This window comes from Paraburkholderia sp. 35.1, from assembly GCF_050436525.1.
In the GTDB taxonomy this organism is placed as follows: domain Bacteria; phylum Pseudomonadota; class Gammaproteobacteria; order Burkholderiales; family Burkholderiaceae; genus Paraburkholderia; species Paraburkholderia tuberum.
This window is the reverse complement of sequence record NZ_JBNDMJ010000003.1, coordinates 2299964-2323391: the sequence shown is the minus strand read 5'-3', so window position 1 is coordinate 2323391 and position 23428 is coordinate 2299964. Positions and strand designations below refer to the sequence as shown.

24 protein-coding genes and 1 tRNA gene are annotated in these 23428 nt (G+C 63.7%); 19 read left to right on the top strand and 6 right to left on the bottom strand.

Annotation, left to right across the window (positions count from 1 at the left end; genetic code table 11):
- Positions 1-3: 3 nt before the first annotated feature.
- The 4 genes from OKW27_RS30900 to OKW27_RS30885 all read right to left on the bottom strand — a co-directional run bounded on the left by OKW27_RS30900 (position 4) and on the right by OKW27_RS30885 (position 4357).
- Positions 4-897, bottom strand: coding sequence for an NUDIX hydrolase (locus OKW27_RS30900; protein ID WP_429335710.1), 894 nt, complete (start codon positions 895-897; stop codon positions 4-6).
- Between the two features lie 73 nt (positions 898-970).
- Positions 971-1585, bottom strand: coding sequence for a LysE family translocator (locus OKW27_RS30895; protein ID WP_429336608.1), 615 nt, complete (start codon positions 1583-1585; stop codon positions 971-973).
- Positions 1586-1711: 126 nt separating this feature from the next.
- Positions 1712-2278: an adenine phosphoribosyltransferase gene (locus OKW27_RS30890; RefSeq protein ID WP_184062472.1), complete on the bottom strand. Its 567-nt coding sequence runs from the start codon at positions 2276-2278 to the stop codon at positions 1712-1714.
- Positions 2279-2359: 81 nt separating this feature from the next.
- Positions 2360-4357, bottom strand: a complete 1998-nt coding sequence (locus OKW27_RS30885; protein ID WP_090802948.1) for a cation:proton antiporter — start codon at positions 4355-4357, stop codon at positions 2360-2362.
- A 206-nt stretch (positions 4358-4563) separates the two neighbouring features.
- Here OKW27_RS30885 and kdsD point away from each other — a divergent pair, with 206 nt between their 5' ends.
- The 11 genes from kdsD to OKW27_RS30830 all read left to right on the top strand — a co-directional run bounded on the left by kdsD (position 4564) and on the right by OKW27_RS30830 (position 14008).
- Complete coding sequence (gene kdsD / locus OKW27_RS30880; protein ID WP_090802947.1) at positions 4564-5547, top strand: arabinose 5-phosphate isomerase KdsD; 984 nt, start codon at positions 4564-4566, stop codon at positions 5545-5547.
- Entirely contained in the window at positions 5547-6107 is a 561-nt protein-coding gene (locus OKW27_RS30875) for a KdsC family phosphatase (RefSeq protein WP_184026959.1), read from the top strand. The genes kdsD and OKW27_RS30875 overlap by 1 nt, the downstream gene beginning before the upstream one ends.
- Positions 6104-6691: an LPS export ABC transporter periplasmic protein LptC gene (lptC, locus tag OKW27_RS30870; protein WP_184067046.1), complete on the top strand. Its 588-nt coding sequence runs from the start codon at positions 6104-6106 to the stop codon at positions 6689-6691. Before OKW27_RS30875 ends, lptC begins: the two co-directional genes overlap by 4 nt.
- A gap of 39 nt (positions 6692-6730) precedes the next feature.
- The gene (lptA, locus tag OKW27_RS30865; protein WP_090802944.1) at positions 6731-7402 is read left to right on the top strand and encodes a lipopolysaccharide transport periplasmic protein LptA; all 672 of its coding nucleotides are present in this window, start codon (positions 6731-6733) and stop codon (positions 7400-7402) included.
- Positions 7403-7419: 17 nt separating this feature from the next.
- Positions 7420-8196, top strand: a complete 777-nt coding sequence (lptB, locus tag OKW27_RS30860; RefSeq protein WP_090805577.1) for an LPS export ABC transporter ATP-binding protein — start codon at positions 7420-7422, stop codon at positions 8194-8196.
- Positions 8197-8389: 193 nt separating this feature from the next.
- Positions 8390-9907: an RNA polymerase factor sigma-54 gene (locus tag OKW27_RS30855; RefSeq protein ID WP_429336607.1), complete on the top strand. Its 1518-nt coding sequence runs from the start codon at positions 8390-8392 to the stop codon at positions 9905-9907.
- A 170-nt stretch (positions 9908-10077) separates the two neighbouring features.
- Complete coding sequence (gene hpf, locus OKW27_RS30850; protein WP_027199628.1) at positions 10078-10434, top strand: ribosome hibernation-promoting factor, HPF/YfiA family; 357 nt, start codon at positions 10078-10080, stop codon at positions 10432-10434.
- Positions 10435-10776: 342 nt separating this feature from the next.
- The gene (locus tag OKW27_RS30845; RefSeq protein ID WP_184026940.1) at positions 10777-11292 is read left to right on the top strand and encodes a PTS sugar transporter subunit IIA; all 516 of its coding nucleotides are present in this window, start codon (positions 10777-10779) and stop codon (positions 11290-11292) included.
- An 80-nt stretch (positions 11293-11372) separates the two neighbouring features.
- Entirely contained in the window at positions 11373-12341 is a 969-nt protein-coding gene (gene hprK, locus OKW27_RS30840) for an HPr(Ser) kinase/phosphatase (protein WP_008921706.1), read from the top strand.
- A gap of 98 nt (positions 12342-12439) precedes the next feature.
- Positions 12440-13333, top strand: coding sequence for an RNase adapter RapZ (rapZ, locus tag OKW27_RS30835; RefSeq protein ID WP_041734268.1), 894 nt, complete (start codon positions 12440-12442; stop codon positions 13331-13333).
- A gap of 39 nt (positions 13334-13372) precedes the next feature.
- Positions 13373-14008: an LON peptidase substrate-binding domain-containing protein gene (locus tag OKW27_RS30830; RefSeq protein WP_184067043.1), complete on the top strand. Its 636-nt coding sequence runs from the start codon at positions 13373-13375 to the stop codon at positions 14006-14008.
- A gap of 68 nt (positions 14009-14076) precedes the next feature.
- On the opposite strand, the gene mutY is transcribed toward OKW27_RS30830, so the two are convergent.
- Complete coding sequence (mutY, locus tag OKW27_RS30825) at positions 14077-15210, bottom strand: A/G-specific adenine glycosylase (RefSeq protein WP_429335709.1); 1134 nt, start codon at positions 15208-15210, stop codon at positions 14077-14079.
- A 7-nt stretch (positions 15211-15217) separates the two neighbouring features.
- Complete coding sequence (mutM, locus tag OKW27_RS30820; RefSeq protein ID WP_184026933.1) at positions 15218-16048, bottom strand: bifunctional DNA-formamidopyrimidine glycosylase/DNA-(apurinic or apyrimidinic site) lyase; 831 nt, start codon at positions 16046-16048, stop codon at positions 15218-15220.
- Positions 16049-16135: 87 nt separating this feature from the next.
- Between mutM and OKW27_RS30815 the strand changes: the two genes are divergently transcribed.
- From OKW27_RS30815 to hisC, 8 genes are all read left to right on the top strand, one after another.
- Positions 16136-17977 (top strand): tetratricopeptide repeat protein, encoded by a 1842-nt coding sequence (locus OKW27_RS30815; RefSeq protein WP_090802939.1) that lies wholly within the window; start codon positions 16136-16138, stop codon positions 17975-17977.
- Complete coding sequence (lolB, locus tag OKW27_RS30810) at positions 17977-18609, top strand: lipoprotein insertase outer membrane protein LolB (protein ID WP_184062483.1); 633 nt, start codon at positions 17977-17979, stop codon at positions 18607-18609. Before OKW27_RS30815 ends, lolB begins: the two co-directional genes overlap by 1 nt.
- An 88-nt stretch (positions 18610-18697) precedes the next feature.
- A complete protein-coding gene (gene ispE / locus OKW27_RS30805) occupies positions 18698-19579 on the top strand; it encodes a 4-(cytidine 5'-diphospho)-2-C-methyl-D-erythritol kinase (protein WP_429335708.1) in 882 nt (293 codons plus the stop codon).
- A 52-nt stretch (positions 19580-19631) separates the two neighbouring features.
- A tRNA-Gln gene (locus OKW27_RS30800) sits at positions 19632-19708 on the top strand.
- A 62-nt stretch (positions 19709-19770) separates the two neighbouring features.
- On the top strand, positions 19771-20727 hold the full coding sequence (locus OKW27_RS30795) for a ribose-phosphate pyrophosphokinase (RefSeq protein WP_008921698.1): 957 nt from the start codon (positions 19771-19773) through the stop codon (positions 20725-20727).
- A 163-nt stretch (positions 20728-20890) separates the two neighbouring features.
- Positions 20891-21508: a 50S ribosomal protein L25/general stress protein Ctc gene (locus tag OKW27_RS30790; protein WP_090802936.1), complete on the top strand. Its 618-nt coding sequence runs from the start codon at positions 20891-20893 to the stop codon at positions 21506-21508.
- A gap of 149 nt (positions 21509-21657) precedes the next feature.
- On the top strand, positions 21658-22263 hold the full coding sequence (gene pth / locus OKW27_RS30785) for an aminoacyl-tRNA hydrolase (RefSeq protein WP_090802935.1): 606 nt from the start codon (positions 21658-21660) through the stop codon (positions 22261-22263).
- 50 nt (positions 22264-22313) lie between these two features.
- The gene (gene hisC, locus OKW27_RS30780) at positions 22314-23393 is read left to right on the top strand and encodes a histidinol-phosphate transaminase (protein WP_429335707.1); all 1080 of its coding nucleotides are present in this window, start codon (positions 22314-22316) and stop codon (positions 23391-23393) included.
- Positions 23394-23428 lie beyond the last annotated feature (35 nt).

Genomic DNA, 23428 nt, shown 5'->3' with positions numbered 1-23428 from the left:
GAGCTAGGCGAGCGCCGGCGGCGCGAACAGCGCGTCGATGCCCTCGCACGCGTCCTCGTCGATCCAGCGGCGGCGCAGCAGGCAATCGAGCGTCGCGAGGCTGGCATCGACGGTCAGCGCGCCTTCCTCGATCCAGCGCGCGACTTCGTCGATGCGCGCGAGCCGGTGTTCGCCCACTTCGCCGTCCTGGTTGCGCGGCGCGAAGTCGGCGGGCAGCGCGAGGTCGTAGATGAAAATCTGCTCGGCCTGCGTGCCTTCCGGCAGCGATTGCAGCACGTGCGCGGTGCGGCCCGCGACCGCGCTCGCCGCGATCTGCGCCGGAATGCCCGCCTCTTCCCAGCACTCCTTGACGATCGTCTCGGCGATGCCGAAGCCCCAGCCGATCCCGCCTGCGACGACGTTGTCGAGCATGCCGGGGTCGGTCGCCTTGGTATCGCTGCGGCGCGCGATCCACAATTGCGGTGCGCCACGCGGCGCCCCGCCAAAGGGCGCTCCGCCAAAGGGCGCCCCGCCATCCGCATATTCTACGACGCCGTTCAGATGCACCGCGTAGGTCATCGTGCCGAAGAAGCGCGACGCCGCGCGCTCGATATACACGAGCGGCGGCGCGTCGAACGCATTGCGGATCGCGTACGTCTCGTTGCGCCAGCCGGGGATGCGACCATCGGCGGCGAGCGCGCCGATCACGGAAGCGAGCGCCGCGCTGCGCAGATCGACGGTATCGAACGTGGCGCAGAGCGTCACGCCGTCATTCGCCATCTCGAACACGTCGGGCCAGCGCGCGAGCAGCGGCACGTCGCGCTCGCGAATCCACCCGACCTGTTCGGCGCCGATCAGAAACGGCCGATGCGCGTTCGCGTCGAAGCGGCGCGCGGCGGTGATGCAGGGCAAAGTCATCGGAAAACTCCAAACTGTCCGCCGTCGTGGCGAACCGGGGCAAAGCAGAAGCGGGCGGATTGCGTGACGAGCCTCAGTCGCGCAAGGCGACGCGAATCCCGATCGCGATGAACGTCGCGCCGGCCACGCGATCGAGCCACAGGCCCACGCGCGGCCGCCGTCTGAGCCAGCCGCCGATGATCCCCGCGCACACGCCGAATAGCGAAAACACCACGACGGTCTGCAGCATGAACAGCGCGCCGAGCTCCAGCATCTGCACGGTGACGCTCTGCGCGCCGTCCGGCTGCACGAACTGCGGCAGAAACACGACGAAGAACAGCGTGACCTTCGGATTCATCAGATTGCCGAGCAGGCTCTGGCGAAACACCGTCGAAAGCGGCTGCGGCGCACGCTCGTGCGCGGTCGCGAGGCCCTGGCTGCGCAGCGCCTTGATGCCGATCCACACCAGATACGCGGCGCCGGCGAGCTTGATCGCTTCGAACGCGAGCGGCGACGAGCGCAGCAGCGCGGCGACGCCGAGCGCCGCGAGTGTCGTATGAAACGTGATGCCGGCGGCAAAGCCGAGCGCGGCGACCAGGCCGGCCGCGCGGCCCTGCGAGATGCCGCGCGCGAGCACCTGCAGATTGTCCGGGCCTGGCGCCACGGTGATCGCGATCGAGGTGGCAAGAAACAGCAGGAAGTTGGGCATCGTGGTGGCCTTCTGGTTGGGCGACTGGTGAACCATGATGGGTGAGCCATATCGTTGAGCCCGGTTGGTTTTGCTCGGCCAACGGGGCTCATGCGGCTCATGCGACTTTAGCCGCTACCTCCCGGTTCAATGACCGTCGAAACTCGTCACGGTATAGAGCGCAAGACCGCCCTCGCCCAGCAGCTTCGAGCCGCCCAGCTCCGGCAGATCGACGATCGCCGCGCCTTCCACGACGACCGCGCCGAGCCGCTCGAGCAGCAGTTTGCCGGCCATCATCGTGCCGCCGGTCGCGATCAGATCGTCGATGATCACGACGCGGTCGCCCGGCTCGCACGCATCCTCGTGAATCTCGACGGTCGCGGTACCGTATTCCAGTTCATACGATTGCGAGATCCGCTTGTACGGCAGCTTGCCCGCCTTGCGAATCGGGATGAAGCCAACGCTCAACTCATGGGCGACGATCGGCCCGATGATGAAGCCGCGCGCATCGAGCCCGGCAATGTAGTCGAGCTTCGCGTCGATATAGCGCTGCACGAACAGGTCGATCAGCACACGCAGCGACTTCGGCTCGCGCAGCAGCGGCGTGATGTCGCGGAACTGCACGCCCGGCTGCGGCCAGTCGGGCACCGTGCGAATGTGACTTCTGATGTAGTCGGCCGCATCGAGCGGCGCGCTCGCGAGCGCCTTGGACATGATGTCTCCGGATGGACCTCGACAGGTCCGGTGAAAGGCTTGAATCACGGTCGCCCGCCAGAACGGGCCACGCTCACGGGTTCAGGCCGCAGCGGCGCGGCGATGCTTCGACAGCCGCTCCTCGGCTTGCGCCAGTTGTTCGGGCAGACCGCGCAGCACCACGATGTCGCTCGCGCGCAGTTTCGTCGACGGGTCCGGTTCGACGCCGCGGATGCCGTGCCGGCGGATCGCGGTCACTTCGACACCGAGTTCGTACAGGCCCACCTCGGCGAGCGTACGGCCCACCGCGTCGGCACTCTCGTCGACCGGCACCGATTGTAGCCGCACCTGCTCGTGGCCGTCGTCGTCGTCGATGTCGTCGGCGCCGTGGAAATAGCCGCGCAACAGCGAATAGCGTTCGTCGCGCATCTCCTCGACGCGCCGCACCACGCGCCGCATCGGCACACCCATCACGACGAGCGTATGCGACGCGAGCATCAGGCTGCCCTCGACGATCTCCGGAATCACCTCCGTCGCGCCGGCGGCGAGCAGTTTCTCCAGATCGGCATCGTCGACGGTGCGCACGATGACCGGCAGCGTCGGCTCCATCTCGTGAATGTTGTGCAGCACGCGCAGTGCCGACGGCGTGTTCGCGTAGGTGATCGCGATCGCGGCCGCGCGATGCAGGCCGGCGGCCAGCAGCGACTCGCGCCGCCCCGCGTCGCCGAACACGACCGATTCGCCGGCTGCCGCGGCCGCCGCGACACGGTCGGGATCGAGATCGAGCGCGACATACGAGAGCCCTTCATGCTCGAGCATGCGTGCGAGGTTCTGTCCGGCGCGGCCGTAGCCGCAGATAATTACGTGGCCGCTCTGCTTCAGGCTTTGCGTGGCGATGCGCGTCATCTGCAACGACTGCATCATCCATTCGGTCGACGACAGCCGCAGCACGACACGGTCCGCGTTCTGGATCATGAACGGCGCGGCGAGCATCGACAGCAGCATCGCGGCGAGAATCGCCTGCAACAGCGTCGCGTCGACGAGATGCCGGTCGAGGATCAGGTTCAGCAGCACGAAGCCGAACTCGCCCGCCTGCGCGAGACCGATACCGGTACGCATCGCGACGCCCGGCGTCGCGCCGAAGAGCCGCGCAAGGCCGGTGATCATGACCAATTTCAGCAGCACCGGGCCGAGGAAAAAGGCCAGCACGACCAGCGGATGCTCCCAGATCACGCGCGGATTGAGCAGCATGCCGGTGGTGACGAAGAAGAGCCCGAGCAGCACGTCGCGAAACGGCTTGATGTCCTCTTCGACCTGATGCCGATACGGCGTCTCGGCGATCAGCATGCCGGCGATGAACGCGCCGAGCGCGAGCGACAGCCCGAATTTGTCGGTGATGAACGCGGCGCCGAGCGTCACCAGCAGCAGATTGAGGACGAACAGCTCCTGCGAGCGGCGCCGCGCGACCACGTTGAACCAGCGCGTCATGAAGCGCTGCCCGACGATCAGCAGCAGCGCGAGGGCCACGACGATCTTGATCGCCGCGACGCCGAGCGCGCTGACCAGATTCTCCGAGCGGCCGCCGAGCGCCGAAATGATGATCAACAGCGGCACCACCGCGAGATCCTGAAACAGCAGCACGCCGAAGATATTGCGGCCGTGCTCGGTTTCGATTTCGAGCCGCTCCGCGAGCATCTTGCTGACGATTGCCGTCGACGACATCGCCAGCGCGCCGCCCAGCGCGACGCTCGCCTGCCACGTGATATGCACCCAACGCTCGAGCACGAAGCCGAGCGACACGGCCACCGCGACCGTGCCGATCACCTGCAGCAAGCCGAGTCCGAACACGAGCCGGCGCATCGTGCGCAGCTTGGCGAGCGAAAACTCGAGCCCGATCGAGAACATGAGGAACACGACGCCGAATTCCGCGAGATTCTGCGCCCCCGCCGAATCGGGAATCAGCCCGAACGCATGCGGCCCGACGACGATGCCGACCGTCAGGTAGCCGAGCATCGGCGGCAGATTCAGGAAGCGAAAGATCACCACGCCCGCCACCGATGCCAGCAGCAGAAACAGCGTCATTTCGAGCGGGGAAATCATCGGCAAAAACGCATGGGTGAAGCGTCCTCGTTCGTCAGCGGAACCGCGCACGAGAACGCCGTGCGAGATGATTGATTGGGCCGGCAAAAAAGCTGCAAAAAGGCGGCAAAGCAGCTGAAAAAGGGATTGTCGACAGGCCGATGCAGACAGCGGCTCGGCACAGCAGGCCCGGCGCGGCGAACAGGCGCCTTTGCTATACTCCGCGAATGATAGCGAAAATCAATGGCGACAGGGCACTCACGCTTGCTCGCGACGTACTCGACATCGAAGCGGACGCCGTGCGCGCGCTTCGCGACCAGCTCGACGGCAGTTTCGTCGGCGCGGTCGATTTCATCCTGGGTTGCCGTGGACGCGTGGTCGTCTCCGGCATCGGTAAATCCGGCCACGTGGCCCGCAAACTCGCGGCCACGCTGGCAAGCACCGGCACACCCGCGTTCTTCGTGCATCCGGCGGAAGCAAGCCACGGCGACCTCGGCATGGTCACCGCCGACGACGTATTTCTCGCGCTGTCCAATTCGGGCGAAACCGAGGAGCTGATGGCGATCCTGCCGCTCATCAAGCGGATCGGCGCGAAGCTGATCGCGATGACGGGCCGTCCTGGCTCAAGCCTCGCGCAACTCGCGGATGTGCATCTGAATTCCGGCGTCGCGAAAGAAGCCTGTCCGATGAATCTCGCGCCCACCGCCAGCACCACCGCCGCGCTCGCGCTCGGCGATGCGCTCGCGGTCGCGGTGCTCGACGCGCGCGGCTTCGGCCGCGACGACTTCGCGCGCTCGCATCCGGGCGGCGCGCTCGGCCGACGCCTGCTCACCTACGTGCGCGACGTCATGCGCACCGGTGACCAGTTGCCGCAGGTCACCCCTGAGGCAACCGTCAGCGATGCCCTCTTCCAACTGACCGCGAAGCGCATGGGCATGACCTCGGTCGTCGACCGCGAGGGCCGTGTGACGGGCATCTTCACCGATGGCGACCTGCGCCGCGTGCTCGAACGCGACGGCGATTTCCGCCAGCTGCCGATCGCCTCGGTGATGACCGCGGGCCCGCGCACGATCGGGCCGGATCATCTCGCGGTCGAAGCCGTGGAACTGATGGAGCGTTATCGTATCAATCAGATGCTGGTCGTCGACGAAACGGGCAAGCTGATCGGCGCGCTCAACATGCACGACCTGTTTTCGAAGAAGGTGATCTGATGGCCGTTGCTCCCCCTACCGCTACCGAACGCGCAAGCCGCGTGAAGCTGATGATTTTCGACGTCGACGGCGTACTGACCGACGGCGGCCTGCTGTTCACGGCGGAAGGCGACACGATGAAAGGCTTCAACTCGATGGACGGCCACGGCATGAAGCTGCTGCGCCAGGCCGGCATCGAAACGGCGCTCATCACCGGGCGCAAGTCCGGCATCGTGGCCGCGCGGGCGAAAGAAATGAACATCGCGCATGTCTACCAGGGCGTGCAGGACAAGCCACAGGCGTTCGCCGACCTGCTGCGGCAAACCGGCCTCACCGCCGAGGACTGCGGCTACATGGGCGACGACTGGGTCGATCTCGCGGTGATGCTGCGCGTCGGCTTCGCGGCCGCGCCGGCCAATTCGCATCCCGAAGTGATCGCGCGCGCCCACTGGGTCAGCGAGGCGCGCGGCGGTTACGGCGCGGCGCGCGAAGTGTGCGACACGCTGCTGCGTGCCCAGCACAAATATGAAGCACTGCTCGCGGCGGCGTGCAGCGGCGAGCAACGGGGCCTCGTGGGATGAACCAGTTTCGCCTGACTTCGCTGATCCCGCTCATCGCGATGGCGGCGCTCGCCGGCATCACGTGGTGGCTGCTGCAAGCCACGTTGCCGCGCAAGACCGACGACGAGGTGCGCCCGAAGGAACACACGCCGGACTACTTCGCCGACAACTTTTCGGTGTCCGAGCTCGACCAGTCAGGCGCGACGCAGTACCGGCTGACCGCGCAGTCGCTGGTCCATTACGAGGACGACGAAATGAGCGACCTCGTCAAGCCGGCGATGCGTGCGTTCCAGCCCGGCAAGCCGATCGTCACCGCGACCGGCGACACGGGCACGGTCAACGCGGATGCGTCGATCGTCAATCTGTACCAGAACGCGCGCATCCTGCGCGCGCCCGGCGACGGCGATCCGCAGATGCAGGCCGATTCCGAGCATTTCAGGGTCCTCGTCAACGACGATGTGATCGAGACTGAAAAGCCAGTTAAACTTCAGCGCGGCATGTCCGTGATGACTGCCAGCGGCATGAAATACAACAATGTCACCCGGTTTATGCAACTGTTCGGCAATGTAAGAGGCGCAATCGCCGCGTCCGATTCCGGCCACTAAGCCAACGCATACCGGGTAATCCATTCCAGGCGTGACTGCATGAACGAATCGCACCCCCGTTTTGATACCGGCCGTTCGCGCGCGCTGTCTGCGTGCCGCGCCGCACTCGCTGCGCTCGTCGTCGCGCTGCCGCTCGTCGGCTTCGCGCCGCTTGCGCACGCGGACCGCGCCGACAAAGACAAGCCGCTGAACATCGAAGCGGACAACATGACTTACGACGACCTGCGGCAGGTCAGCATCTTCACCGGCCACGTGGTGGCCACCAAAGGGACGATCCTGATCAAGGCCGATCGCGTCGAAGTGTCGCAAGACCCGCAGGGCTACCAATTCGCGACCGGCACCTCGAGCGGCGGCAATCTGTCGTATTTCCGCCAGAAGCGCGAAGGGCTCGACGAATACATCGAGGGTACGGCGATCCGTATCGACTACGACGGCAAGCAGGATCTGACCACGCTGACCACCAACGCGACGGTGCGCCGCCTGCAGGGCATGACGACGCTGCTCGACCAGGTGCACGGCAGCGTGATCACCTACGACGGCCAGAACGACTTCTACACCGCGAAGTCAGGCAAGGACGTCGCCGGTCCGGGCAACCCGACCGGCCGCGTGCGCGCGATGCTGTCGCCGCGCAACGCCGGCGCCGCGCCGCTGACCGGCGCGTCGGCCACGCTCACGCCGTCCAACTCGATCCAGGGAGCGCCGAACCAGTGAGTACCATGAGCAGCACCATCGCGCCCCTCCCCCATCGGAAGCCGGCCGGCACCAGCAGTTCGCTGGTCGTGCGCAATCTGAAGAAGCGCTATGGCTCGCGCACGGTCGTCAAGGACGTGTCGCTCGACGTGAAGAGCGGCGAAGTGGTCGGCCTGCTCGGCCCGAACGGCGCCGGCAAGACCACGTCGTTCTACATGATCGTCGGCCTCGTGCCGCTCGACGCCGGCGAAATCGATCTGGACGGCAAGTCGATCAGCCTGCTGCCCATTCACAAACGCGCATCGCTCGGCCTGTCCTATCTGCCGCAGGAAGCGTCGGTGTTCCGTAAGTTGAGCGTCGAGCAGAATATTCGCGCGGTGCTGGAATTGCAGCACGACGAAAACGGCAAGCGCCTCGGCAAAGACGTGATCACGTCACGCACCGAAGCGCTGCTCGACGAGCTTCAGATCGCGCATCTGCGTGAAAATCCGGCGCTGTCGCTGTCGGGCGGCGAGCGTCGTCGGGTTGAAATTGCGCGCGCGCTGGCAACCAATCCGAGCTTCATTCTGCTCGACGAACCGTTCGCCGGCGTCGACCCGATCGCGGTGCTGGAAATCCAGAAAATCGTCAAGTTCTTGAAGCAGCGCAATATCGGCGTCCTGATCACCGACCACAACGTGCGCGAAACGCTAGGTATCTGCGATCACGCGTACATCATCAGCGACGGCAGCGTGCTGGCCGCCGGCGCGCCTAGCGACATCATCGAAAACGAAAGCGTGCGGCGCGTCTATCTGGGCGAGCACTTCCGCATGTAAGCACGTACGGCGTCCCCGGCCACGCGAGCGCGCGCGGCCGGCCGCGGCGCCATTTTTGCGGCACCCGCACATTCGTTGTCAGGCGGCGCAGGGTGGCGCCGCGCGGCGCGCCAAATTGGGCGTACCCAAAAATTGCGAGTGCCGCAAGGTATCGCGGTCGTGGCAAACTCTCTACAATGAATCTCAACTTGCCATGAAAGCCAGCCTCCAACTCCGCCTATCGCAGCATCTTGCGCTCACGCCGCAACTGCAACAGTCCATCCGGCTGCTTCAGTTGTCGACGCTCGAACTGCAGCAGGAAGTCGCCATGGCGATCTCGCAGAATCCTCTCCTCGAAAACGAAGACGAGTGGATCGCGAGCCCGTTGCGGGTGGCATCCGACGGTTCCGTGATCGCCCAGACACCGGGCTCCTCGGCGCCGGCCGATCCGATGGCCGGCAACGGTTCGGCATCGTCCGAGGGCAACGGCGAGCGAGCCGAAAGCGGCGAGCCGCAGGGTGTCGACGAATACAATGGTCTTTCGGGCGACGGCGGCGGCGATACCTCGCAGTGGAACCTGGACGACTACGGCCGCTCCGGCAACGCGTCGGACGACGACGACCTGCCCCCGCTGCAAATCCACGAATCGAGCACGTCGCTGCGCGACCACCTGATGACGCAACTGCGCGTCACCCAGGCGAGCCAGCGCGACCGCGCGCTCATCACGTTCCTGATCGAATCGCTGGACGACGACGGCTATCTCGCCGCCACGCTCGAAGAAGTGCTGGCCGACCTGCCCGAAGAACTCGAAGTCGACGTCGACGAACTGAACGCCGCGCTTGCGCTGCTGCATAGCTTCGACCCATCGGGTGTCGGCGCGCGCTCCGCGTCCGAATGTCTGAAGCTGCAGTTGCTGCGGCTCGAGCCATCGCCTACGCGCACGCTTGCGCTAGACATTGTCAGCCATTACCTGGAACTGCTCGCCGCGCGCGATTTCACGCGGCTGCGCAAGCACCTTAAGGCCAGCGACGACGATCTGCGCAACGCGCATGTGCTGATCCGCTCGCTCGAACCATTTCCGGGCGCGGCCTACGGCAAGGCCGAAGCGGACTACGTGGTGCCCGACATCATGGTGCGCAAAACGGCACAGGGCTGGCTGGCGGAGCTGAATCCCGAGGTAGTGCCGAAGCTGCGGATTAACCATCTATACGCGAATATTCTGCGCAATAACCGCGGCGATCCGGGCAGTGGTTCGTTGCGCCAGCAACTGCAGGAAGCACGCTGGCTGATCAAAAATATCCAGCAGCGTTTCGAGACGATCCTGCGGGTTGCGCAGGCAATTGTCGAGCGTCAAAAGAGCTTTTTTGTGCACGGCGAAATTGCCATGCGCCCCTTGGTTTTGCGGGAAATAGCTGATACGCTGGGCCTACACGAGTCGACTGTCTCGCGTGTGACAACCGGCAAATACATGCTGACCCCATTCGGGACGCTGGAATTCAAGTACTTTTTCGGCTCACACGTTTCGACGGACACCGGCGGCGCGGCCTCCTCCACGGCCATTCGCGCGCTGATCAAACAACTGATAGGAGCGGAAAACCCGAAATCGCCACTTTCAGACAGTCGCATAGCCGAACTGCTGGCGGAACAGGGCTTCGTGGTCGCACGGCGTACCGTTGCGAAATACCGTGAGGCGCTCAAAATCCCGGCAGTCAACCTGCGCAAGTCTCTGTAGCCCGCCGCGTTTTGCAGCGGGCATTTACCGGCCGCTCCGCACCTGGCGGACAGGCCGGCCGCTGCGACCTGCCAGATGTCCGTCACCGGGGGGCGACACAGGCAAGCCGTCAGATCGACCGGACCTTTGTCATTGTGCGGACCAAGCGGCCATTAGCTTGGAGAAGCACTATGAATCTCAAGATCAGTGGACACCACCTCGAAGTAACGCCTGCGTTGCGCGAATACGTGATCACCAAACTGGACAGGGTGCTAAGACATTTCGATCAGGTCATCGACGGCAGTGTGGTCCTCTCGGTCGACAACCATAAGGAAAAGGACAAGCGTCAAAAGGTGGAAATCAACCTCCATCTGAAGGGTAAGGATATCTTCGTCGAGAGTTGTGACAGCGATTTGTACGCTGCAATCGATCTGATGATCGACAAGCTCGACAGGCAGGTGATACGCCACAAGGATCGTCTGCAAGGCCATCAGCACGAAGCGATCAAGTATCAGCCGGCGCCGCAACTGGACGTGCCGCCGCAATAGGAGAAATTAGAGGAAATTCCTCAATTCCCTTGAACTCGTCGAGCCGCCCGCGACCGGGCGGTTTTTCGTTTCAGCGCCCCGGTTTCCGCTCACCGCCGGTGCGTCTCGCCGAGGCCGACCCGTACCATTCCCGCAGAGGTTTGCGCAGCGCGACACGTGCCGCGGCGCAAGCGCTGAAAAACCTGATATGCATAGATGGCGCGCCGCACCATCGGCCGTCACCCTGTTCTATAATGTTCCAGTTACCATCGGGGTCAAGCCAGCTCTGATGAAGTACGGCCGATCGAAATCTAACGCTTTCGCGATCGACTCTGACCGTCCGTCTTCGCCAGCATCGAACGAATGGAACGTCACTCAACCGCCCCGGTGGGGAGAACTCAGGCCACGTTTTCGCCTGTCAAAATGAATCGTTTAGCCAAATTTCTTCCCCTCGAGAACGTCGTCATCGGACTATCGGTCACCAGCAAGAAACGCGTGTTCGAGCAAGCGGGCCTGATCTTCGAGAACCAGAACGGCATCGCCCGCAGTACCGTCACAGACAATCTTTTTGCGCGAGAACGACTCGGCTCGACCGGGCTCGGCGAAGGCGTCGCGATCCCGCATGGGCGGATCAAGGGCCTCAAGCAGCCGCTCGCCGCATTCGTCAGACTCGCCGAACCGATCCCCTTCGAAGCGCCGGACGGCCAGCCGGTCTCGCTGCTGATCTTCCTGCTCGTCCCCGAACAGGCCACTCAACAGCACCTCGAAATTCTCTCCGAGATCGCGCAATTGCTGTCCGATCGCGACGCCCGCGAGCGGCTGCACACTGAAGAAGAACGCGAATCGTTGCATCGCCTGCTTACTCAGTGGCAACCTTGATGCAACGGCGGCGGTAGTTCATACGCGCCCGCACACGCAGCAAAGACCCGGCAAGCGGCTCACACTGGAGTCACTGACTCATGGATACGTCCAGCATCAACGCCCAAAGCATTTTCGACGACAACGCCGCCATGCTGAAGCTCAGCTGGCTCACGGGGCATGAAGGCTGGGAGCGCGGCTTTTCTTCGGAATCGGTCGCCAATGCCACGTCGAGCGCCGACCTCGTCGGCCACCTGAACCTGATCCACCCCAACCGGATCCAGGTGCTCGGCGACGCTGAAATCGACTACTACAAACGTCAGACCGACGAAGACCGCTCGCGCCACATGGCCGAGTTGATCGCGCTGGAGCCGCCGTTTCTCGTCGTCGCGGGCGGAGTCGCGGCGCCGCCGGAGCTGGTGCTGCGCTGCACGCGCTCGTCGACGCCGCTGTTCACGACGCCGACCTCGGCGGCCGCGGTGATCGATAGTCTGCGTCTTTACATGTCGCGCATTCTCGCGCCGCGCGCGACGCTGCACGGCGTGTTTCTCGACATCCTCGGCATGGGCGTGTTGCTGACCGGCGACTCGGGCCTCGGCAAGAGCGAGCTCGGCCTCGAACTGATTAGCCGAGGCCACGGTCTCGTCGCCGACGACGCTGTCGACTTCGTGCGCCTCGGCCCGGACTTCGTCGAAGGACGCTGTCCGCCGCTGCTGCAGAACCTGCTCGAAGTTCGCGGCCTCGGTCTGCTCGACATCAAGACGATCTTCGGCGAAACGGCGGTGCGCCGCAAAATGAAACTGAAGCTGATCGTGCAACTGGTGCGCCGCCCCGACGGCGAATTCCAGCGGCTGCCGCTGGAAAGCCAGACCGTCGACGTGCTCGGCCTACCGATCAGCAAGGTGACGATCCAGGTGGCCGCCGGCCGCAACCTCGCGGTGCTGGTCGAAGCGGCCGTGCGCAATACGATTCTGCAGCTGCGCGGTATCGACACGCTGCGCGATTTCATGGATCGGCAACGTCTCGCCATGCAGGATCCCGATAGCCAGTTTCCCGGCAAGCTGATCTGAAGCCCGCCACAGCGCCATGAAGCGCCCGCAGAAGGCAGGCCGCGGGCACGCGCATGGAGGCCAGATGCTATGATGAAATCTACGCTTTCGACGACTCCATGCGCATAATCCTGATCACCGGTATCTCCGGCTCCGGCAAATCCGTTGCCCTGAACGCGCTCGAAGACGCGGGTTATTACTGCGTCGATAATCTGCCGCCGCGTTTCCTGCAGCAACTCGCCACCTACCTCGCCGCGGACGGCCAGGATCGTCTCGCGGTCGCGATCGACGCGCGCTCCGGTTCGTCGCTCGACGAAATGCCCGCGATGATCCGCGACCTCAAGCGCTCGCACGACGTGCGCGTGCTGTTCCTGAGCGCGAGCACGCAGTCGCTGATTCAACGCTTTTCCGAAACGCGTCGCCGCCATCCGCTGTCCGGCTCGCCCGCGCACGACGCGGACGTTGGCCTGCTCACGTCGCTCGCCGAAGCGATCGAACGCGAGCGCGAACTGGTCGCGGGACTTGCCGAATTCGGCCATCAGATCGATACGAGCAATCTGCGCGCGAACGTGCTGCGCGCATGGGTCAAGCGCTTCATCGAACAGGAGGACGCGGGGCTCGTGCTGATGTTCGAGTCGTTCGGCTTCAAGCGCGGCGTACCGCTCGACGCGGATTTCGTATTCGACGTACGCACGCTGCCGAACCCATACTACGATCATGAATTGAGGCCGCTCACCGGCCTCGACAAACCGGTCATGGATTTTCTCGATGCGCAGCCGGTCGTCCACGAGATGATCGACGACATCGAGAAGTATCTGTCCAAGTGGCTGCCGCATTTCCGCGACGACAATCGCAGCTACCTGACCGTCGCAATCGGTTGCACGGGCGGCCAGCACCGCTCGGTATTTATCGCGGAGACGCTTGCCGCGCGTCTCGCAACATCGGCGAATGTGATTGTGCGGCACCGCGATGCGCCGGTCGACGTCGGCGAATCATCGAAGCTGGTGGCTTAACCGGCCGCATCGCGCGGCCTTAACCCGAAGCGTTGCGCCATGTCCTCTACACCTACTGTGTACGCCGATTTGCCGCTGTTTCCGCTGCATACGGTGCTATTTCCCGATGGCTTGCTGCCGCTCAAAATCTTCGAAGCGCGCTACCTCGACATGGCGCGCGACTGTCTGCGCGAAAAAACACCGTTCGGCGTTTGCATGCTGAAAAGCGGCGCCGAAGTCGCGCGCGAGGAAGAACCTTCGGTACCCGAAACGATCGGCTGTCTCGCCGAAATCGACGAGTGCGACGTCGAAGCATTCGGCATGCTGCTGATTCGCGCGCGCGGCACGACGCGCTTTCGTCTGTTATCGCATCGCGTCGAAGCGAGCGGTCTGCTGGTCGGCATGGCCGAGCCGCTCGCCGATGATCTCCCGCTCGAGGGCAATGAGCTATTGGCCAAATTCGGCGCGTGCGCGGAAGTGCTCGAGCGGATCATCGCAACGATCCGCGAACGCGATCCGGACAGCCTACCGTTCGCCGAGCCGTTCCGGCTCGACGATCCGTCGTGGGTGTCGAACCGTCTCGCCGAGGTGCTGCCAATCGCGTTGCGCGCACGGCAAAAGCTGATGGAATTAACCGATGCCGGCGCACGCATCGACGTCGTGCATCACTACATGCAACAGCATCAGTTGCTGTGAAATCCTGAAGTCGTGAAGGCTGCCGCGTCGGACCCAAGTCGCCCGCTCAGCACCTCCGATCCATTCCGCTAGAGCAACGAACCATGCAGACTGGCGAGCAGCTTGCGCACCGGCGCCGGCACGCCGAACGAATCCAGATCGCTGAGCGCAACCCATGCGGTGTCCGCATCGTTGAGCGCGGCCAGGGCGCCGACACCGCGATCGAACTCCGCAAGCCGCGGTTCGATATCGAGCTTGAAATGCGTGAATACGTGTGAGAACGACGCGAGCGCGGACACTTCGCCGTCGCCGCCGAACGCGCGCGCCCGCTCGGCCAGCGATGCTTCGTCGGCAGCTTCGGGCAAACTCCACAGACCACCCCAAATGCCCGACGGCGGACGCCGCTCGAGCATCACCGCATTGCCGTCGCGCAGCAGCAGCATCCACGTACGGCGTGTCGGCACCGCTTTCTTCGGGCGCGCGGTCGGCAATTCACGTTGACGTCCGGTGACGTTGGCAACGCAGTCCGGCGCGAACGGACAGCGCGAGCAATGGGGTTTGCCGCGCACGCACAATGTCGCGCCGAGATCCATCAAGCCCTGCGTGTACCCGCTGAGCTCCGCGTTCGACGCATTCGACGGCAGCAGTGATTCCGCGAGCGTCCACATTGCGTTCTCGACTTTCTTCTCGCCCGGAAAGCCTTCGACGCCGAATACGCGCGCGAGCACGCGCTTCACGTTGCCGTCGAGAATCGTCGCGCGCGCGCCGAACGCGAACGACGCGATCGCCGCGGCCGTCGAGCGCCCAATGCCGGGCAACTCGACGAGCTCATCGACCGACGCGGGAAACGCGCCGCCATGCTGCTCGACGACGACCTGCGCGCAGCGATGCAGATTGCGCGCGCGCGTGTAGTAGCCGAGGCCGGCCCACAGCGCCATCACGTCATCGGACGGCGCGGCGGCGAGCGCGGCGACATTCGGGAAACGCGCGAGAAATTTCGCGTAGTACGGAATCACCGTCGACACCTGGGTCTGCTGCAGCATGATTTCGGACAGCCAGATACGATACGGATCGCGCGTGTTCTGCCACGGCAGATCGTGGCGGCCGTGCTGGCGCTGCCACGCGATCAGCCGCGCGGAAAACTCGGGCATCGGCGCAAACGCGGGCGTGGTGTCGGACGCGCTGGAGCGCGCGCCGGTCGTTGGGGTCAGGCGGGAAGGCATCGAGAATCTAGCGCTGGCAAGTGGGACAGAAGTACGTGGAGCGTTGCCCCTGCACGATCTGTTTGATTGGCGTTCCACACACGCGGCATGGCAGGCCCGCACGATCGTAGACGAAGTAGTCGAGCTGAAAATAGCCGCTTTCGCCGTCGCTGCCGACGAAATCGCGCAGCGTGCTGCCGCCCTTGTCGATCGCGGCGGCGAGCGTCACGCGCACGGCATCGGCCAGCAGTTCATAACGCACGAGCGACACGCGGCCCGCCGCGGTGGTCGGCCGGATGCCCGCGCGAAACAGACTCTCCGACGCGTAGATATTGCCCACGCCGACCACGATGTCCCCCGCCAGCAGCGCCTGCTTCACCGACACCTTGCGCCCGCGCGTCAATCGATGCATCAGCGCGCCCGAAAAAGCCGGCGAGAAAGGCTCGACGCCAAGGCTCGCGAGCAGCGGATGTTCGAGGATGTCGCCTGCTTCGCGCGGATGCCATAGCACCGCGCCGAAGCGGCGGGGATCACGATAGCGCAGGATAAAGTCGTCGAAGATCCAGTCGACATGATCGTGCTTCGCCGCGGCAGGCGGATGCGGCACATGACGCAGAACGCGCAACGTGCCCGTCATGCCGAGGTGGACGATGAACCACCCAGCGTCGATTTCGAACAGCAAATACTTGCCGCGTCGCTCGACTTTGCGCACCACGTGGCCGCGCAAGGTTTTCGCAAGGTCGGCCGGAATTGGCCAGCGCAGCGCGGCCGTCCGCACGTCGACGCGCTCAACCTTGCGCCCGGACACATACGGTTCGATCCCCCGTCGGGTAACCTCGACTTCTGGCAACTCTGGCATGGCTGATTGGTCTGCTACTTGCGTGAGTGGTTGTGCGCGTATTGTAGCGAGCGCGTTACAATCGACTGAAACATTGAACGGATTTCCATGAACGTGTCCTTCGTGAAGCTGCTATCAAAGCGCCGCGCGCGCGTGTCCAACGTGCCGCTCGCCGTGTCCGCTCGCCGGATGCTCGGTGCGGCCGCGCTCGGATTGTGTGCGCTGGCCGCCGTGCCCGCGCATGCGCAGGACCCGTCGCCGGATTCCGACGACACGTCGGTCACGATGCCGGACCCGCTGGGTCCGGCAACACCTGAAGACGAAAAGTCGCTGCCCGGCGTACCGCTGTCGAGCCAGATCGTCTTCCAGGTGCTGGCCGCCGAGATCGCGCTGCAGCGCGACCAGCCGGCACCGGCCTATCAGACCTACCTCGCGCTCGCGCGCGACACTCACGACCCGCGCATGGCGCAACGCGCCACCGAGATAGCGCTGGCGGCGCAGAGCCCGTCGGACGCGCTCGCCGCCGCGCAACTGTGGCAACAGTACGCGCCGAGTTCGGAACGCGCCGCCCAGCTCGACGCGTCGCTGCTCGTGCTGTCTGGCAAGCCCGACGATGCTTCGCAAATCCTGTCGCAAGAACTGGCGAAGGTACCCGAGGAAAATCGCGGCAGCGCGATCCTCGCGCTGCAACTGCTGTTGTCGCGCGGCCCGAACCGCGTCGGTGGCCTGCACGTGTTGCAGGACCTGCTGAAGAACGACATGAACCGGCCGGAGGCGCAACTGGCCCTCGCGCGTCAGCAGTTGCTGGCCGACGACGCGCCGGGCGCGCACAAGTCGCTCGAGCAGGCGCTCACGATCAAGCCCGACTATCTGCCGGCGGCGTTGATGCTGTCGCAAATGGGTCCGGAGGAGCGCAAGGAAGGCATCGCGTCGCTCGAAAAGTACGTGCAGCAGAATCCGAAATCGCATGACGCACGGCTCGCGCTGGCGCAGATGTATCTTGCCAGCGACCGTCTCGACGACGCGCAGAAGCAGTTCGAACTCATGCGCAAGGCAAACCCCAACGACTTGACACCGCTAATGGCCCTCGCGCTGATCAAGATCCAGCAGAAGAATCTCCCCGAAGCGCAGACGTATCTGGTGCAGTACGCGCAGCAGGCCGAGAAGACGCCGGGTGTCGATGCGGGCCAGGCCTACATCTACCTCGCGCAGCTAGCGCTCGAACAGAAGAATGAGGCGGCCGCGAGCGACTGGCTGAACAAGATCTCGCCAGCGAGTCAACAATACCTGGCCGCGCAGATTACCCGCGCGCAACTGCTCGCGAAACAGGGCAAGACCGAGGAGGCGCGCCAGTTGCTTTCCAACTTGCAGACCTCCGATCCGCGTGATGTGGCGCTGATCGCGCGCACCGATGCGGCGATCCTGTTCGACGCGAAGCGCTACCCGGAGGCCGAAGCGCGTCTGCAGCAAGCCACGGCGAACTTTCCCGACGACCCCGACCTCACCTACGACTACGCGATGGCCGCCGAGAAAACCGGCCATTACGACATCATGGAAGCGCAGCTGCGCAAGCTGATCCAGACGCAGCCGGACAATCCGCAGGCGTATAACGCGCTCGGCTATTCGCTCGCAGATCGCAACCAGCGCCTGCCAGAGGCGGACAAGCTGGTCGAGAAGGCCTCGGCGCTCGCACCGAACGATGCGTTCATCATGGACAGCGTCGGCTGGGTCAAGTACCGGATGGGTGACACGGCCGATGCGATCAAGCTGCTGCGCAAGGCATACAGCCTCCAGCCGAACGCGGAAATCGGCGCGCACCTCGGCGAAGTGCTGTGGAAGGCCGGCGAGCAGGAACAGGCGCGCGCCGCGTTTCGCGAGGCTCGCAAGCTCGAACCCGACAACGAGACGCTCGTCAAAACGTTGCAACGTCTTCAGGTAAACAATCTTTGATGCGTCTTTCGCGTTTGATTTCTTTTTCCAGGGCGCCGCGCGGCATGGCGGTTGGTTTCGCGGCGGCGGCGGTTGTCGCGCTGGCCGGCTGCGCGTCGGTGAAGCCGCAGGGGCCGTCCACGTCGAACGCCGCCACCGAAGTCACCGCGCAGACGAGCCGCTCGTATCAGGGCCGCTTCGCGATCCAATACAACGATCAGAACGGCCAGCAGCGCAACGCCTACGGCAATTTCTCGTGGCAGGAAACGGGCGACACCGTCACGCTGCAGTTGCGCAATCCGCTTGGCCAGACGCTGGCCATCGTGACTTCGTCGCCGGCTTCGGCCACGCTCGAATTGCCGAACCGCCAGCCGCTCACCGCCGATAACGTGTCGACGCTGATGCAGAACGCGCTCGGCTTCACGCTGCCGGTCGAAGGGTTGCGCTACTGGCTGCAACCGTCGCCGGCGCCGACTTCGCGCGCGAAGACCGAGAAGGATCCGGAGCAACCGTCGCGCCTGAAGCAGATTACCCAGGACGGCTGGACGATCGACTATGTGGCCTATGCCGATGCACCAGCCACCGGCGTGAAGCGCCTCAATCTGAGCCGCTCGGAGCCGCCACTCGACATCAAGCTCGTGCTGGATCAGTGAGTCGTTCTTGCTGGGCCGTTTGTCCAGCATCCGCTCACGTAACCTTGCTACCCGTTTGGCGCCACCGTGGCGCATGTAGCCTTCACTCATGATCGAAACAAGCAATTCGCTGCGCGACTGTCTCGCGCCAGCGAAACTCAATCTCTTCCTGCACATCACCGGCCGTCGGCCGGATGGTTATCACACGCTGCAGACGGTCTTCCAGTTGCTTGACTGGGGCGACACGCTGCACTTCACGCGACGCGACGACGGTCTCATCACGCGCCGCGCCGAAATCGCCGACGTGCCACCCGAGCATGACCTGACCGTACGCGCCGCGACGTTGCTGAAGGTACATACGGGCTCCCGCGAAGGCGTCGATATCGAAATCGACAAGCGCCTGCCAATGGGCGCGGGCCTCGGCGGCGGCAGTTCCGATGCGGCGACGACGCTGCTCGCGCTCAATCGCCTGTGGAAACTCGATCTGCCACGTCAGGAGTTGCAGGATCTTGCGTTGAAACTCGGCGCGGACGTGCCTTTCTTCGTATTTGGAAAAAATGCGTTTGCAGAGGGTGTCGGAGAATCATTGGACGTTGTACAATTGCCGCCGCGTTACTTCCTGGTAGTGACGCCGAGGGTGCAGGTTCCGACTGCAGCGATTTTTTCCGAAAAAGCGTTGACAAGAGATACAAAGCCCCTCAAAATTACGGACTTTCCTGCAGAACACAGCTGCAACACTGAATGGCCAGAAAGCTTCGGCCGGAATGACATGCAGCAAGTTGTCGTAGGAAAGTACGCGGAAGTAGCGCAAGTGTTGCGGTGGTTTGAAAGCATCGCGCCAGCGCGGATGTCCGGATCGGGTGCCAGCGTTTTTGCAGCGTTCCGTAGCAAAGCTGAAGCAGAAGCGGCGCAAGCCAAACTGCCCGGCGAGTGGAACAGCGCAGTAGCAGCGGGCTTGGATCAGCATCCACTCTTTGCTTTCGCGTCATAAGTTTTGCATCGTCGAACGAAACTCCACGTTCGGCGGAGCTCAAAGTTAGTGTAGGGGAGTCGCCAAGCTGGTTAAGGCACCGGATTTTGATTCCGGCATGCAAAGGTTCGAATCCTTTCTCCCCTGCCAAAAATTCTCGTAGTTCGCTGTAGTTCGCATTTCTCCCGCCCCCAGCCTGAAGTAGGTGCACGATGAGCAGCCATGACGGCCTGATGGTTTTTACTGGCAACGCAAATCCCGCGCTTGCCCAGGAAGTCGTCAAAAACCTCGGTATTCCCCTCGGCAAAGCAATGGTTAGCCGTTTCTCGGACGGTGAAATCCAAGTCGAGATTCAGGAAAACGTGCGCGGCAAGGATGTCTTCGTCCTGCAATCCACGTGCGCACCGACTAACGACAATCTGATGGAACTGATGATCATGGTCGATGCGCTCAAGCGCGCATCCGCAGGCCGGATCACCGCAGCCATCCCCTACTTCGGTTATGCCCGTCAGGATCGTCGCCCGCGTTCGGCGCGAGTCGCCATCTCGGCTAAGGTCGTGGCGAACATGCTGGAAATCGCCGGCGTCGAGCGGATCATCACGATGGATCTGCACGCCGACCAGATTCAAGGCTTCTTCGACATCCCGGTCGACAACATCTACGCAACGCCGGTGCTGCTCGGGGATCTGCGCAAGCAGAACTACGACAACCTGATGGTAGTTTCGCCGGACGTCGGCGGTGTGGTCCGCGCCCGTGCATTGGCGAAGCAACTCAATTGCGATCTCGCGATCATCGACAAGCGTCGCCCGAAGGCGAACGTCGCGGAAGTGATGAACATCATCGGTGAAGTCGAAGGCCGCACCTGCGTGATCATGGACGACATGGTCGACACGGCTGGCACGCTGTGCAAGGCCGCGCAGGTTCTGAAGGAACGCGGCGCGAAGCAGGTATTCGCGTACGCCACCCACCCGGTTCTGTCGGGCGGCGCGGGTGAGCGTATTGCCGCTTCCGCACTCGACGAACTCGTTGTCACGGACACGATTCCGCTCGGCGAAGAAGCCCGTTCGTGCGCGAAGATCCGTTCGCTGACGAGCGCCGGTTTGCTCGCCGAAACGTTCTCGCGCATCCGCCGCGGCGATTCGGTGATGTCGCTGTTCGCTGAGAGTTAAGCATTTGCGAAGACACCGCGTACCGCTTCACGCGACACGCGGCGTTTTTGCACAATCGGCATGAACGAACGAAGGTTCTTGCCGCTATCCTGGGCCTCAGCCATTACGGCTTCGAGGCCCTGTTTTTACTGCCTGGTCGCGGGCAGTGCATTGGAGATTCAACATGAAAGTAGTCGCTTTCGAGCGTTCCCTGCAAGGTACGGGTGCGAGCCGCCGCCTGCGTAACTCGGGCAAGACCCCGGGTATCGTTTATGGCGCCGGCGCTGACACGCAACTGATCGAACTCGATCACAACGCCCTGTGGCACGCGCTGAAGAAAGAAGTTTTCCACTCGTCGATCCTCGATCTGGAAGTGGCAGGCAAGTCGCAACAGGTTCTGCTGCGCGACGTGCAATACCACCCGTTCCGTCAGCTCGTGCTGCACGTGGACTTCCAGCGCGTCGACGCGACGAAGAAGCTGCACACCAAGGTGCCGCTGCACTTCTTGAACCAGGAAACCAACCCGGCAGTGAAGCTGTCGAGCGCGGTGATTTCGCACATCCTCAACGAAATCGAAATCGAGTGCTTGCCGTCGGCACTGCCGGAGTTCATCGAAGTCGACCTCGCGAAGATCGAAGCAGGTCAATCGGTTCACGCGAAGGACATCCCGTTGCCGGCAGGTGTGGCGCTCGTGGCCCACGTCGACGCGGAAAACCCGGTGGTCGCTGCTGCAACGATCCCGGCTGGCGCAATCGCTGAAGACGCTGCTGCTGCTGAAGGTGGCGAAACGCCGGCTGCTTAAGAGCCTTCCGGTTCGAAGCAAGCAATCCTCTCGATCCGTTTCCTATGAAACGGTCGATGTGACCCGCCGAGGTTCGCCCTGGCGGGTTTTTTTTTCGGCTTTTCTAGTCCGGTACGTTTCACTTCCGGACTTGGTGGACTCACGCAATCATGATCAAGCTGATCGTCGGGCTCGGCAATCCGGGCGCCGAATACACCGCGACGCGTCACAACGCCGGCTGCTGGCTGGTCGATCAACTCGCGCGCGAGGCCGGCACCGCGCTGCGCGACGAGCGGCGCTTTCACGGCTTTTACGCGAAAGCGCGGTTGCATGGCGAGGAAGTGCATCTGCTCGAGCCGCAAACCTACATGAACCGCTCTGGTCAATCGGTCGTCGCGCTCGCGCAATTCTTCAAGATTCTTCCCGACGAGATCCTCGTCGCACACGACGAGCTCGACATGCCACCCGGCAGCGTCAAGCTGAAGCTCGGGGGCGGCAGCGGCGGGCATAATGGGCTGAAGGACATCAGCGCGCATCTGTCGTCGCAGCAATACTGGCGGCTGCGGATCGGCATCGGCCATCCGCGCGATCTGATTCCTGAAAGCGCGCGCGCCGGCGCGAAGCCGGACGTCGCGAACTATGTGCTGAAGCCGCCGCGGCGAGAAGAGCAGGAGGTCATCGACGCGTCGATCGAACGCGCGCTCGCGGTGATGCCGCAGATCATCAAGGGCGAGCTCGAACGCGCAATGATGCAACTGCATCGCAACAACAGCTGACGCGCGCCACACTCATCGACACCCGCAATCGGCCCCGCAAGGAGAATCGCTTGAGCCGCTACTGGAGCGACATCGTTCACCGTCTGACGCCGTACGTGCCGGGCGAGCAGCCCGCGCTCGCGCATCCGGTGAAGCTGAATACCAACGAGAATCCGTATCCGCCGTCGCCGCGGGTGCTAGACGCGATCCGCCGCGAGCTCGGCGACACGGCCGACGCACTGCGCCGCTATCCCGATCCGAGCGCACGCAAGCTGCGCGAAACGGTCGCCGCGTATCACGGCATCCGCGCCGAGCAGGTGTTCGCGGGCAACGGCTCGGACGAGGTACTCGCGCTAACGTTCCAGGCCTTGCTCAAGCACGACAAGCCGCTTCTGTTTCCCGACATCACTTACAGCTTCTATCCGACCTACGCGAAGCTGTTCGAGGTCGACTACCGGACCATCCCCCTCGACGACAGCTTCGCGATCAACGTCGACGACTACACGGTGCCCAACAGCGGCATCCTGTTTCCGAATCCGAACGCGCCGACCGGCCGGCCGCTGCCGCTCGCGGTAATCGAACGCCTCGTCGCGAGCCATCCTGATTCGGTCGTGGTGATTGACGAAGCGTATGTCGACTTCGGCGCCGAGTCGGCGATTGCGCTGATCGCGCGCTATCCGAATCTGCTCGTCGTGCAGACCGTGTCGAAGTCGCGTTCGCTCGCCGGCATGCGCGTCGGCTTTGCGTTCGGCGATCCCGCGTTGATCGATGCGCTCAATCGCGTGAAGGACAGCTTCAATTCGTACCCGCTCGACCGCCTCGCGCAAGTCGCGGCCACCGCCGCCTACGAAGACGACGCGTGGTTTCGCGAATGCTGCGCGAAGGTGATCGCGAGCCGCGAACGGCTTGCGGCGGAATTGACCGCGCTCGGCTTCGAGGTGGTGCCATCGGCGGCGAATCTGCTGTTCGCGCGGCATGAGGGGTACAACGCGGCGACGCTCGCGTCGCGGTTGCGGCAAAAGGAAATTTTCGTGCGGCATTTCAACGCGCCGCGCATCGACCAGCATTTGCGGATCTCGGTCGGCACCGACGCCGAATGCGACATACTGCTCGACGCTTTGCGCGGCTTTTTCAGCGCTTACGTCGGATAACGGAAACGCCGCCCCCAAAAGAAAACGGCGAAGGC